Source organism: Phytopseudomonas flavescens (assembly GCF_900100535.1).
Taxonomy (GTDB): Bacteria; Pseudomonadota; Gammaproteobacteria; order Pseudomonadales; family Pseudomonadaceae; genus Aquipseudomonas; species Aquipseudomonas flavescens.
In genome coordinates, this window is record NZ_FNDG01000007.1 from 202,880 (window position 1) to 215,726 (window position 12,847).

Annotated in this window: 13 protein-coding genes; 6 read left to right on the top strand and 7 right to left on the bottom strand. The window is 63.3% G+C overall.

Features of this window, described 5'->3' with window-relative positions:
* Positions 1 to 153: 153 nt before the first annotated feature.
* The 3 genes from BLR94_RS11600 to BLR94_RS11610 form a co-directional block, all read right to left on the bottom strand.
* A complete protein-coding gene (locus tag BLR94_RS11600; RefSeq protein WP_084304909.1) occupies positions 154 to 525 on the bottom strand; it encodes a PH domain-containing protein in 372 nt (123 codons plus the stop codon).
* Between the two features lie 108 nt (positions 526 to 633).
* The gene (locus tag BLR94_RS11605; protein ID WP_084304910.1) at positions 634 to 1,269 is read right to left on the bottom strand and encodes a TetR/AcrR family transcriptional regulator; all 636 of its coding nucleotides are present in this window, start codon (positions 1,267 to 1,269) and stop codon (positions 634 to 636) included.
* Between the two features lie 17 nt (positions 1,270 to 1,286).
* On the bottom strand, positions 1,287 to 1,883 hold the full coding sequence (locus tag BLR94_RS11610) for an NAD(P)H-dependent oxidoreductase (protein ID WP_084304911.1): 597 nt from the start codon (positions 1,881 to 1,883) through the stop codon (positions 1,287 to 1,289).
* 239 nt (positions 1,884 to 2,122) lie between these two features.
* Here BLR94_RS11610 and BLR94_RS11615 point away from each other — a divergent pair, with 239 nt between their 5' ends.
* The 5 genes from BLR94_RS11615 to BLR94_RS11635 all read left to right on the top strand — a co-directional run bounded on the left by BLR94_RS11615 (position 2,123) and on the right by BLR94_RS11635 (position 7,449).
* The gene (locus tag BLR94_RS11615) at positions 2,123 to 3,139 is read left to right on the top strand and encodes an extracellular solute-binding protein (RefSeq protein WP_084304912.1); all 1,017 of its coding nucleotides are present in this window, start codon (positions 2,123 to 2,125) and stop codon (positions 3,137 to 3,139) included.
* A gap of 2 nt (positions 3,140 to 3,141) precedes the next feature.
* The gene (locus tag BLR94_RS11620; RefSeq protein ID WP_084304913.1) at positions 3,142 to 4,716 is read left to right on the top strand and encodes an ABC transporter permease; all 1,575 of its coding nucleotides are present in this window, start codon (positions 3,142 to 3,144) and stop codon (positions 4,714 to 4,716) included.
* Between the two features lie 263 nt (positions 4,717 to 4,979).
* Positions 4,980 to 6,356 carry a multicopper oxidase family protein gene (locus tag BLR94_RS11625; protein ID WP_084304914.1) on the top strand — a complete coding sequence of 459 codons (1,377 nt, stop codon included), beginning with the start codon at positions 4,980 to 4,982 and terminating at the stop codon, positions 6,354 to 6,356.
* A gap of 1 nt (position 6,357) precedes the next feature.
* Positions 6,358 to 6,834, top strand: a complete 477-nt coding sequence (gene tadA, locus BLR94_RS11630) for a tRNA adenosine(34) deaminase TadA (protein WP_084304915.1) — start codon at positions 6,358 to 6,360, stop codon at positions 6,832 to 6,834.
* Positions 6,835 to 6,990: 156 nt separating this feature from the next.
* Positions 6,991 to 7,449, top strand: a complete 459-nt coding sequence (locus BLR94_RS11635) for a hypothetical protein (RefSeq protein WP_084304984.1) — start codon at positions 6,991 to 6,993, stop codon at positions 7,447 to 7,449.
* A 23-nt stretch (positions 7,450 to 7,472) separates the two neighbouring features.
* Here the strand turns inward: BLR94_RS11635 and BLR94_RS11640 are convergent, their stop codons facing one another.
* The 4 genes from BLR94_RS11640 to BLR94_RS11655 form a co-directional block, all read right to left on the bottom strand.
* The gene (locus BLR94_RS11640) at positions 7,473 to 7,946 is read right to left on the bottom strand and encodes a hypothetical protein (RefSeq protein ID WP_084304916.1); all 474 of its coding nucleotides are present in this window, start codon (positions 7,944 to 7,946) and stop codon (positions 7,473 to 7,475) included.
* A gap of 94 nt (positions 7,947 to 8,040) precedes the next feature.
* On the bottom strand, positions 8,041 to 8,820 hold the full coding sequence (locus tag BLR94_RS11645; RefSeq protein ID WP_084304917.1) for an alpha/beta fold hydrolase: 780 nt from the start codon (positions 8,818 to 8,820) through the stop codon (positions 8,041 to 8,043).
* 93 nt (positions 8,821 to 8,913) lie between these two features.
* Positions 8,914 to 10,257, bottom strand: a complete 1,344-nt coding sequence (gudD, locus tag BLR94_RS11650) for a glucarate dehydratase (protein WP_084304918.1) — start codon at positions 10,255 to 10,257, stop codon at positions 8,914 to 8,916.
* Between the two features lie 26 nt (positions 10,258 to 10,283).
* The gene (locus tag BLR94_RS11655) at positions 10,284 to 11,618 is read right to left on the bottom strand and encodes an MFS transporter (protein WP_084304919.1); all 1,335 of its coding nucleotides are present in this window, start codon (positions 11,616 to 11,618) and stop codon (positions 10,284 to 10,286) included.
* Positions 11,619 to 12,060: 442 nt separating this feature from the next.
* Between BLR94_RS11655 and BLR94_RS11660 the strand changes: the two genes are divergently transcribed.
* Entirely contained in the window at positions 12,061 to 12,774 is a 714-nt protein-coding gene (locus BLR94_RS11660; protein ID WP_084304920.1) for a FadR/GntR family transcriptional regulator, read from the top strand.
* The last annotated feature ends 73 nt before the right edge of the window (positions 12,775 to 12,847 follow it).

Genomic DNA, 12,847 nt, shown 5'->3' on the forward strand with positions numbered 1-12,847 from the left:
CATAATGCTCGGGCGATGTTCCGTGATTGTCGTCGGCCTCCATTGATGCCAGGCGCCAACGCAATATACCGCTAATGAAAAAGGCGCGAATCGATTGGCGATTCGCGCCTTTTTCAGTTTTCCGGGTATCGCAACTAGTGTGGTTTGCCAGCGTCAGCCAAAAATATGCGCCGAGATAAGTTTGGAGATTTCCACTATCGCCGTCTTGCCGGTGAACTCGAACTTCACTTTGCCGAGTGACGAGAAATGGATCTCCAGTTCCGAGTCGAGATCGAAGGTGCCAGAGGTTTCGATCGAATAGGCGACGATATTCTTGTAGGGCAGGGAGGTGAAGTCCTTCTTGCTGCCGGTCAGGCCCTGCACGTTCACCGCGATGATGCGCTTGTTGGTGAACACCACGCCGTCGCGCATGGATTTGTAGGCGTCGATCACCTGCTCGTTTTCCAGCAGCAAGGCGCTGACGCGCTGGGCGTATTCGTCGTTCTGCTTGAGCTTGAAGAAGCCTTTGTTATTGAAATCGATCATCCGCAAATACCTCGCTGGGGTGAAAACAGGCCTGAGTCTCGTCGCCCGGGAGCGCGCTGCCAAGCGCTTTTGGCACGGGCGGGCGGATCCTTATCCCTGGATGGCCGTTCAGCCGGCCGAGGGTTCCGGCTGCGCCTTGCCACCCTGGCGGCTTCGCTCGACCATTCCGAGAATCACCGCCTGCAGCTCATCCTGGGCCTGCTCTTCGCTGATGTCGCCGGCAACGGCTGCATCCGAGAGCGAGTCGGCGGCGCCGAGCATGGCCCACATGCCGGCTGGCGACGTGCCTCCGTGGGCGCAGAAGGGCGCCAGTATCGCCGCGCACTTTTCGATAAAGGCGTGCTGATAGCGCTTTTTCACCGCTGCCAGTTCCGGGGAGCCGTTGAGGGCGGCCACCACATCGGATATTTCTCGTCCCTGGGTCAGCACGCAATCGACGTAGCTGGCGGCGATGACGCGACTCTTGTCCTGCAGGTTGGCGGCAGCGGCTTCGATGGCCGCGTCGAAGATCCTGGTCTGGCGCTCGTCGTAATCCTGATAGAGCGCCGACAGCAGGCCGTTACGGGTGCCGAAGTGGTCGTACACCACCGGTTTGGTCACGCCCGCCGCTTCAGCCAGATTGCCCAGCGTCAGGGCATCCGTGCCTTCATCACCGATCAACTGCCAGGCCACTTCCAGAAGCTGGCGCGTGCGCTCCTCCCGGGGCAGGCGGCGACGTGGCGATACGGCAGACTGCGAACTCATCGATGCTCCGGGGCGTTTCAGGATTGTTCGGCGAACAGCTTACGGCCAATCGCCTGCGCCGTCTCCAGATGCGCTTGCGGGAAGCCGGGATCCGAGGCCAACAGAAATCGCGATGTGCTGACCGGTGCGCCACAGTAATCGAAGATGCCGTGGTCGATCTGCGTCTTCATCGCCTGGTCATAGCCGTGACGGGTGAAGGTGCCTGCGTCGGCACCACCAATGGCCACCAGATGGACCTGCAGGTGCTGCAGCTTTTTCACCACCTTGCCGTTGTCGGCCTCTTCATACGCCCAGCCGTTGGTGAACACGCGGTCGATCCAGCCCTTGAGCAGGGCAGGGAAGGACCACCAGTAAATCGGGTAGACCAGCACCAGCGCGTCGGCCCGCTCGAGCCGAGCGTGTTCGGCGGCGACGTCTGCCGGCGCTGGCGCCTTTTTCTGGAACAGGGCGATATCCGTTTCGTTGAAACGTGGGTCGAACCCTTCGGCAGCCAGATCGGCCAATTCGATCGAGTGCCTGGCCTCCGTGCTGGCAAGCCCATCGGCGATACCTGTAGCGATCGCGTGGGTCAGGGAGTGTTTGTCCGGGTGTGCAACGACGATAAGGGCATGCATGGGTCAGCTCCAGCAGTGGGTTCCTACTATTAGTAACTTGCTTTTAGTAGGTTGTCGAGTGAGGGATGACGCTTGCCCCCTGCGTGACCCATGCATGCATTTCTTGAGAATCAGCCGCAGTTGGATCGTATAATCACCGGTAACTTTTTGTGTCCGCCTCCGTGGCGGTTCCCCTTCTGGCTATCACGAGCGATACCGAACATCGCTCTCGACGATTATTTTGTTTGAGGAAACGGTCAATGTCGGCTCATCGAGTAACCGGTCTGGCGCGTGCGATTGCCGCGGGTCTTCTGTCCTCCCTGCTGTTCGCCGGTGCTGTGCATGCCGACGATGCCGTGACCCTGACGCTGTACAACGGCCAGCACGAGGCCACCGGCAAAGCGGTGGCGGCTGCGTTCGAGAAGAAAACCGGCATCAAGGTGCTGATCCGCAAGGGCGGTGGCGGCCAGTTGGCCAACCAGATTGCCGAAGAAGGCGAGCGCTCGCCGGCAGACATCATCTACACCGAAGAGGCACCGCCGCTGATCAAGCTCGGCAGCCAGGGCCTGCTGGCCAAGGTGGATGACAGCACCCTGTCGCAGATCGATGCCAAGTTCTCCGACGACAATGGCAACTGGATCGGCATCACCTCGCGGGTGCGCGTGCTGGCCTATAACCCGGATCTGGTCAGCCAGGCCGAACTGCCGAAAAGCGTGCTGGAAGTGGCCGACCCCGAGTGGGCGGGCAAGATCGCCTTCGTGCCGAGCAGCGGCGAGTTCCTTGGCCAGACGGCAGCGGTGATCCGCCTCAATGGTCGCGAGGCTGCCGAAGAGTGGCTGACCGGGCTCAAGGCCTTCGGTGGCACCTACACCAACAACGTCATCGCCATGAAGGCGGTGGAGAATGGTGAGGTCGGTGCCGCGCTGGTCAACAGCTACTATTGGACGGCCTTGAAGAAAGAGAAGGGCGAGTTGAAATCCAGGCTGCACTACTTCGCCGATGGCGATGCGGGCGGCCTGTCGAGCGTGTCCGGGGCAGCCGTGGTCAAGGCCAGCAAACATCCGAAAGAAGCTCAGCAATTTCTCGCTTTCATGATCAGTGAGGAAGGCCAGCAGGCCGTGCTCACCCAGTCTGCCGAGTACCCGGTCAACCCCAAGGTGCCGGCCGATCCGCTGCTCAAGCCCTATGACCAGCTCAAGCCGCCGGCCATCACCGCCGCGCAGATCGGCCTGGCCGAGGATGCGCTGGAGCTGCAGCGCGAAGTGGGAATGAACTGAGCATGCAGCCCCAGGCGGTAACCCCCCAGCTGCCGCTTCCCCCGGTAAGCGTTCCCGCGCGGCGGCGCAAGGCACCGCCGATCTGGCTGCAGATTCCGGTGCTGGCCTTGCTGCTGCTTGCCGCGCTGCCGCTGTTCTTCGTGGTCGCCCGCGCCGCGCAGGTCGGGCCGCATGAAGCTTTCGCGCTGCTCTGGCGGCCGTTCGTATTCGGCTTGCTGGCCAATACCCTGAAGCTGATGGTGCTGGTGACCCTGGGCTGCGCGCTGATCGGCCTGGCCCTGGCCTGGCTGGTGGAGCGTAGCGATCTGCGTTGGCGCCGGCAGTGGAACGTGCTGCTGTGCCTGCCGTTCGCCATTCCCTCGTTCGTCAGCGGCTTCACCTGGGTGTCGATCAGCCCGATGTTCGAGGGCCTGGGCGGCACGGTGCTGGTCATGGTGCTGTCGAAATACCCGCTGATCTACCTGCCGGTGGTCGCGGTGCTGCGCAATCTCGACCCGGCCCTCGAAGAGTCGGCACGGATGCTCGGTTGCAGTCGCCGCCAGGTGTTCTGGCGGGTCACGCTGCCGCTGCTGCGCCCGGTGCTGATGGCCACCAGCCTGCTGGTGGCGGTGCATATGCTGGTCGAGTTCGGCGCACCGTCGATCATGCGCTACCAGACCTTCACCACCGCCATCTACCAGCAGTTCGAGCTGGAGTTCAGTGGCAGCAATGCGGCCATGCTGTCCGCGCTGCTGCTGGCGCTGTGCATGCTGTTGCTGTGGGGCGAGTTCCGCCTGCGCGGGCGTGGCTATGCACGTACCGGGCAGGGCGTGGCCCGCAGCGCGGCACGGATACGCCTGGGCCGCTGGCGTGTGCTGGCTCAGGTGCTGTTGCTGGCGCTGGTGGCCATCGGCTGCGGGGTACCGCTGGTGATGCTGGGGTTCTGGATCGTCGAGGGCAGTTCGGCCAGCTTTCCGGTGGTGGAAATCGTCGAGACACTCTGGGCGTCGCTGAGCTATTCCTTCGGGGGGGCCTTGCTCAGTTGCCTGCTGGCGCTGCCGGTGTGCCTGGTGGTGGTGCGCTACTACGGCCGCATGGCGACGCTGGCGGATCGCTTGCCGTACCTGCTGCACGCCTTGCCGGGCCTGGTGATTGCCCTGTCGCTGGTGTTCTTCGCCCTTGGCTACGTGCCTGCGCTGTACCAGACCAGCATACTGCTGCTGGTGGCCTATGCGCTGTTGTTCATGCCCATGGCTCAAGGGCCGATCCGCGTGGCACTGGAAAAGGCTTCGCCGCAACTGGAAGAGGCTGCACGCACCCTGGGGCATACCCCGATCGCCACCTTCCTGAGGGTCACCTTGCCGATTATCTCGCCCGCCATCGGAGCGGGCTTCGTGCTGGTATTTCTGGACTGCATGAAAGAGCTGACCACTACCCTGATCCTCGGCCCCACCGGCCTGGAGACCCTGGCGACCAAGGTCTGGTCGCACACCGGCAACCTGGAGTATGCCGGCGCCGCGCCTTATGCCGCGCTGATCGTACTGGTGTCGGGGTTGCCGGTGTATCTGCTGACCACGCGGGCCTATCGGCGCACATAGCCAGGGCGTGGGGCATCGGATTCGTGCACTGTCCTGCGATAGCCATGGGGGATGAAAAGAGCGTCGGCTACGCGCCCCGATCCACCCTACTGCCATATCGACTGCCTGATCACGCGAAGACGTCCGGTCGGGCACATTCCAGCGGTGCAGCCTTAACGCCCTCGCTTGCAAGGTGTATCGTTCGCAGCTCTCCAGCGTCCGCAGAGGCGTATCCGATCAGACCTGATTAGCGTTATCGCAGTCCCGCTTCAGGAGCAGGCTTCATGAGTTTCACCCGCAGACAGGTATTGGGCGGTTTGCTCGGTCTGGGCGTCGTCGGCCTCGGCGCTGGCGGCGCGCGTTATTGGCTGGGGCGCCCGTTCGACCGCAAGACCCATGATTACGAGTTGATCGCCGCGCCCCACGACATCGAACTGGTGCCCGGTCATGTCACGCCCGCCTGGACGTTCGGTGGCCAGGCCCCCGGCGTCGAGCTGCGTTGCCGTCAGGGTGACGAATTGCGGGTGCGCTTCATCAATCACCTGCCCGAGCCCACCACCATTCACTGGCACGGCATCCGCCTGCCGCTGGAGATGGACGGTGTGCCCTACGTGTCCCAGGCTCCAGTGCTACCGGGCGAATACTTCGATTACCGTTTCGTCACCCCGGATGCCGGCAGCTACTGGTACCACCCCCACGAGTCGAGCGCCAGGCAACTGGGTCGCGGGCTGGTCGGCCCACTGATCATCGAGGAGCGCGAACCCACCGGCTTCCAGCACGAGCGCACCCTGTGCCTGAAGAGCTGGCACGTGGACGAGCAGGGAGCATTCAGCGAATTCAGCGTACCCCGTGAGGCTGCCCGCGAGGGCACCCGTGGGCGTCTGTCGACCATCAACGGCACCTCGTTGCCGATCCTGGAACTGCCGGCCGGGCAGGTGGTACGCCTGCGCCTGATCAACGTCGACAGCACTATCACCTACCGTCTCAACCTGCCCAAGGGCGATGCTCGCATCTATGCCTTGGACGGCAACCCGATCCAGCCGCGCCCGCTGGGCAAGGAATACTGGCTGGGTCCTGGCATGCGCATCGACCTGGCGCTCAAGGTCCCGGACGTCGGCAGCCAGGAGTTGTCTCTGCGCAACGGGCCACTGCGCCTGGCCACCATCAAGTCCGTTGCCAGCAGCGAAGCGGCGGGGCAATGGCCGCCCGCATTGCCGGCCAACCCGGTGGCCGAACCGGATCTGCAGCGCGCCGAGACCCTGCGCTTCAACTTCGAGTGGGCGGCGTCATTGGCATCCCCGGCCGATGAAGCCGCAGGCCGCTACAAGTACTGGCAGATCAACGGCCAGGCCTGGGACATCAACGACAGGACCTGCGCCGATCGCCCCATCGCCAGCCTGAAGAAGGACGGTCACTACATCTTCGTGCTGCGCAACATGGCCCAGTACCAGCACCCGATCCACCTGCACGGGCTGATCTTCAAGGTGCTGGACTCCAACCGCCGCACGATCGAGCCCTACTACACCGACACCTTCCTGCTCGGCAAGAACGAGACTGCGCGTATCGCCTTCGTGGCCGATAATCCCGGCGTGTGGATGTTCCATTGCCACGTCATCGACCATATGGAAACCGGCCTGATGGCCGCCATCGAGATCGCCTGACGTGAGAGCTCCGCTGATCATCGACCGCAGTCACGACGAGCGCTTCATGCGTGAAGCGCTGGAGCTTGCAGGAAAAGGCGCCGAGCTCGGCGAGGTACCGGTCGGCGCCGTGCTGGTGCAGGGCGGCGAGGTGATCGGCCGCGGCTTCAATTGCCCGATCTCCACCCACGACCCCAGCGCCCATGCCGAGATGGTCGCCGTTCGCGCCGCTTCCCGGGCCGTCAGCAACTACCGCCTGCCGGGCAGCACCCTTTACGTGACCCTGGAGCCCTGCGCCATGTGCGCCGGCCTGATCGTCCACTCGCGGGTACAGCGCGTGGTCTTCGGGGCCAGCGAGCCCCGCGCCGGCATGGCGGTGAGTCGCGGGCAGTTCTTCGACCAGGGCTTTCTCAACCACCGCGTGCTGGTCGAAGGCGGGTTGCTGGCGGAGGAATGCGGGGCGGTGTTGAAAGCATTCTTCAAGGCGCGGCGGGGGTAGGGCAGAATCAGAGGACATCGATGGGCATGCTGATTCGAGGGGCCAGCTGGGAGCCGTGGAGGCTGAGTCTCGTTGCATATTTTCGTGACGGCGTGGCTGACACAAGCCGTGGGTACGATGAGATCTTTCAGGAGCACTACATTGATCAAGGCAGGGATGTTGGTTCTGGCGGCACTGGTGGGCGCGAGCGCTCAGGCTGCCGAACGGCAGGTTTATCTGATCGCGACGGTGCACCTGGATGGCTCCAACCTGGCCCAGAGCATCTTCCTTCATGAGCCACAGATCACCGAGCTGCAAGGATGCCTCGACGCCGTGCGCAAGGGGCAGCGCGAGCGTGACTGGCAGCAGTATCACCACATCTTCCGGCGCGATATGTTCAAGGGGTTCACGGGGCATATGCGTTATCGCTGCGCCTACAGCGACCTGAGCATCAGCGACTGGTACGACGGGCCGCGCTATGACCGGCCTTACCTGATCCAGGTCGATGAGACGTCGGTGCTCAGCGTGAGCAGAACGTCCAGCCAGGCCCAGTGCACCACGCAACTGCGTGCCTTGCCTGCCGCAAAGCAGTCCCAGAGCTTCTGCGCCATGGGCAACCAGCAGGTGACGCGCTGAGCCTGTGACCTTGGCCCGTCGGCCTAGAGGGTGAACAGGGTCAGCTTGTCGACCGTCGCCGTGGGGCTGGCCCGCTCGACGGCGACCAGGAAACGGACGAAATCCCTGTTGAACACCGTGAAATTGTGAAGGAATTCCACGCTGCCGGTCTCGCCGCCCTCGTCGAAGAGCACTTTCCAGAGCGACCGCCCATTGATTTCGACACGGGTTCGAGTGACCGCTCTGATGGCATGCAAGGGTATGGTCTTGTCGCCATTCTCGCCTTTCATCACAAAGCGGTCCGCATCGAAGTAGCACGCCGTGCGATACGCGGCACCGCCGAAGAACACCAGGATTCCGGAGGTCTTCGATATTCTTTTCAGGCCCGGTGATACGCTGCCTGAGCGTGCCTGCGCACGCACCCTCCCGAGCAAGGCCGCGATCAGGGCCAGGGGCAACAGCGCGAGAAGCAGGTACAGCAGTACGAGGGGCAGGTGCAGCAGAATCTCGAGGCTCATTTCACATCCAGGGCATTTCGGGCACGGCCAGCGCCTTGCATGCCGGCCCGTGGGCTCCTAGCGCTGCGAGGTCGACGGCTTGGTCGTCGGCGCGCTACGACGCCTCCTGGAGGAACAGCTCCAGAACCGGCAGCAACCAGTCGGGGCGCTCCTCATGCACCGAGTGGCCGGCGAATGGCAGGTTGAGCAGCTTCGCCGAGGCGACCCGCTCGGCCAGGCCGAGGGCGTGGGCACGTGCGACCAGGGGATCGTTATCGCCATGGATAACCAGCAGCTCGGCGCCGATGTCGCGTATCGCCTCGCCGGGGTAGCCCGTCGCCCCGTCGTCGAGCCACAGCTGACGCACCGCGTCCATCAAGCGGTCGAAATCCGCCTGCGGGTTGAGGGCCTGGTAGCGTGCCACGCTCCCGGGGAAGCGCTCGCGCCAGGCGCTGGCGGTCATGCCGGCATACCGGGCGCGTGTCGGCTCGTCCTTTTCCAGTGCCCAGTGCGCGCCGAGCGTGACCAGGCGCCGCGGTCGGCTGGCGCCTGCGGCCGCAAGGCGCAACGCGACGATGGCGCCGTCGCTGTGACCGATGACGCTGAAGCGAGAGAGCTGCAGGTGGCGGATCACCGCTTCCACATCCCGCTGCAGGCGCGCGTAGGTCAGTGGCAGCGAGCCGAGGGTGGATTTGCCCTGGCCGCGGCTGTCGATGCCGATCAGGCGGTGGCGCTGGCCGAGATGCGGGGCGATGGCATTGAATGTCTGCATGTCGCCGAGGCCACCGTGCAGGAGGATCAGGGCCGGGCCGTCAGGCGTGCCCTGCTGCTCGACGTAGATCTGCGCGCCATCGACTGCCAGGTAGTGCCCATCCTTATGATTGAAACCGCTCATGGGGGCTGCCGTCCTTGCTGAGGGGGCGCAATTCTACCCCCCGTAACCTGCCCTGACAAACCGTCGCCTCACGTGGATATGCAGTGACCCGGTTCAGCGCACCAGGCACGGCTGCTTGTTGTTGAAGCGCCACCCCGGAATCAGGAACTGCATGGCGGCGGCATCGTCACGTGCCCCCAGGCCCCTGTTTTTGTAAAGCTCATGGGCTTCATGCAGTTGCTCCATATCCAGTTCCACGCCCAGGCCTGGCTTGTTCGGCACGGCGATCTTGCCGTCCTCGATCTTGAAGGGTTCCTTGGTCAGGCGCTGGCCGTCCTGCCAGATCCAGTGGGTATCCAGGGCGGTGATGGCACCCGGGGCGGCGGCGCCGACGTGGGTGAACATCGCCAGGGAGATGTCGAAATGGTTGTTGGAGTGCGAGCCCCAGGTCAGGCCCCATTCGTGACACATCTGCGCCACCCGCACCGAGCCTTGCAGGGTCCAGAAATGCGGATCGGCCAGGGGAATGTCCACCGATTGCAGCAAGATGGCGTGGCCCATCTGCCGCCAGTCGGTGGCGATCATGTTGGTGGCGGTGCGCAGTCCGGTGGCGCGGCGGAACTCGGCCATCACTTCGCGACCGGAGTAACCGTTCTCGGCGCCGCAGGGGTCTTCGGCGTAGGCCAGCACATGGTGCTGGTCTCGGCACAGGCGAATGGCTTCCTGCAGCGACCAGGCACCGTTCGGGTCGAGGGTGATGCGCGCATCCGGGAAGCGCTCGGCCAGGGCGGTGACCGCTTCGATCTCTTCGTCGCCGCGCAGCACGCCGCCCTTGAGCTTGAAGTCCTTGAAGCCGTAGCGGCTGTGCGCAGCCTCGGCCAGGCGTACCACGGCCTCGGGGGTCAGGGCTTTCTCGTGGCGCACACGGAACCAGTCGTTGTCGGCATCCTGTTCACGGCGATAGGGCAGGTTGGTCTGCGCCTGGTCGCCGACGAAGAACAGGTAGCCGAGCATTTCCACCGCATCGCGTTGTTGCCCTTCGCCCAGCAGCGCGGCGACTGGAACCTCCAGGTGCTGGCCGAGCAGGTCGAGCAGTGCCGACTCCAGGGCGGTGACCGCGTGCACGGTGACGCGCAAGTCGAAGGTCTGCAGGCCGCGGCCGCCGGCGTCGCGTTCGGCGAAGGCCTTGCGTACGCCGTTGAGAACCTTCTGGTAGTGGCCGATGCCCTGGCCGACCACCAGTGCTCGGGCATCCTCCAGGGTCTGGCGGATGGCTTCGCCGCCGGGCACCTCGCCAACCCCGGTGTGTCCGGCATTGTCCTCGAGGATCAGAATGTTGCGGGTGAAGTAAGGGCCGTGGGCGCCGCTGAGGTTGAGTAGCATGTCGTCGTGCCCCGCCACGGGTACCACTTGCAGGCGGGTGATCACGGGGGTCTTGTTGGCGGTTTGATGAGGCATGGTCAGGTCCTTTCTCCGGGGGCTGTTCAGGTTGCCGGGTGGTTGTTCGCTACCTTGACTTCTGCGACTGGCGTCGCGCCGGGTTTGGGTTGGTTGCGGGCGGCGAAGACGATCACTGCAGCGATGATCGAGGTGACGGTCAGGCCATACAGGCCGCCCTGGATCGAGCCTGTGGTTTCTTCCAGAAAGCCAAAGGTGGTGGGGGCGACGAAACCGCCGAGGTTGCCCACCGAGTTGATCAGGGCGATCACTGCGGCCGCTATACGGGCGTCCAGGTACGCCTGGGGGATCGGCCAGAACAGCGAGGATGCCGATTTGAAACCCAGGGCTGCGAAGCAGATGGCGACGAAGGCGAAGATCGGGCCGCCGGTGGTGGACATGAACATGCCGGCGGCAGCCACCAGCAGGGCGATGGCTACCCAGGCCTGCTGGCGCTTCCACTTGCCGGCCAGGCTGGCGAAGGCGTACATGCCGACGATCGACAGCAGCCATGGAATGGAGTTGAACAGACCGACTTCGATGTCGCTGAGGTTGCCCATCTTCTTGATGATGCTCGGCAGCCAGAAAGTAGCCGCGTAGATGGTCAGCTGGATGAGGAAGTAGATCAGGCAGAACAGCGCGATCTGGCTGTCCTTGAGCAATTGCACGAGGGAGGGCTTGATCGGTGTGGCCGCTTCGCGGGCTTGCTGCTCGGCATCGATGGCCTCGACCAGGGCGTCCTGCTCGGCGCGGCTCAGCCATTTGGCGTCGTGTGGCCTGGAGTCGAGCCAGAACCAGACGAAGAAGCACAGCAGCACGGAGAACATGCCCTCGATGAAGTACATCCACTGCCAGCCCTTCATGCCCAGGCCGTCGATTTGCAGCAGCAGGCCGGACAGCGGGCCGGAGATCAGCGAGGCGATGGCCGAGCCACTGAGGAAGATGGCGATCGCCTTGCCACGTTCCACACCAGGCAGCCAGCGGGTGAAGTAGTAGATCACCCCGGGAAAGAAGCCGGCTTCGGCCACGCCCAGCAGGAAGCGCAGGATGTAGAAGTGGGTTTCGTTCTGAATGAAGGCCATGCACGAGGCGATGATGCCCCAGGTCAGCATGATGCGGGTCAGCCACAGGCGGGCGCCGACTTTCTGCAGGAGGATGTTGGAGGGCACTTCGAACAGTGCATAGCCGATGAAGAACAGGCCGGCGCCAAAGCCATAGGCGGCTGCACCGATGCCCAGGTCGGTTTCCATGTGCGAGCGCACGAAACCGATGTTCACCCGATCAATGTAATTGACGATGAACATGATGACGAACAGCGGCAGTACGTGGCGTTTGACCTTGGATATCGCCGATTGCAGGACGGGATCCGTATCACCGTTCATCCCGATCTTGGATGTGCTCACTTGAGGCTCTCCCACTCATTGTTTTTATGCGGGTTAGAGCAGATCGTCGTCTGCTTTGTCTGTCATCATACAAGCTATCGTTCGTTCGGCAAGTGAGGTTTTTAAGTATCGCCTATGCGGACAGTGGTGTTTTTTTGGATTTTAATGGGGTTATCCATAATTATTGCGGGATTTTTTGCTTTTTAATGGATTTTAAGATTTATCTGACAATTCCCTCGGGGCGTGTTCATGAAGAGGGCTTGATGGATTTTCTCATAACTTGTCTGACAAGATGAACAAGTATCGTCGCAATGCTGGATGCCTGGGCAGCCGCGTCCCAGTGCTAGTATCGGGCCCATGTCTGCCCCCTGCAGCGAGGTGAATCGGCGTGTTCGGCTCCTCGGCCTGGCGGAAAAATACAACCTGAGACTGGAGCGTCGTCATGCAGGACAATGCCACCGCTGCGCCGAAGCGTCGACAGCACAGCCTGGCCAGCGATCTGGTCACCGAGCTCAGTCAGCGCATTCTGTTGGGCAAGATTGCCCCGGGGCATAAATTGCCATCCGAGAATGAAATCGTTCGTGAGCACGGCGTCAGCCGCACGGTAGTGCGTGAGGCGATTTCCAAGCTGCAGGCGTCGGGGTTGGTGGAGACCTACCAGGGGCGGGGTACCTTCGTGCTGGAGCGCCAGGAGCGCAGCGGTCTGCGGCTGAAGGTGGAAACCGTGTCGCGGGTGCGCGACATCATCGAGCTGCGTATGGGTCTGGAGACCCAGGCCGTGGCTCTGGCGGCCTTGCGCCGCAGCGACGAGCAATTGGCGGCGATGCGTCAGGCGCTGGACGACTATCAGGATCTGCTGGCCAAGGACGACAGCTGCGTCGAGGCCGACAAACGCTTTCACCTGCTCATCGCCGAGGCCACGGGTAACCCGTATTTCATGGAAATCATGCAGCACCTGGGCAGTGCCATCATCCCGCGTACCCGCATTGCCAGCAGTGAACGTGCCGGCAGCAGCATGGTGTCGCATGGCTACCTGGCCAACCTCGAGCACGAGGCCCTGCTCAGCGCTATACGTCGCAAGGATCCCGATGCTGCCCGGGCGGCCATGTGGACGCACCTCAGCAATAGCCGCGAGCGCTTGGCGCCCCTGGAATAGCCGGTAGTCGGCGTGCCTGGTGCTGGCGATGCGGTGGTAGCGCCCACCGCGGCGTCGGCGCTCCGGCCTCTTT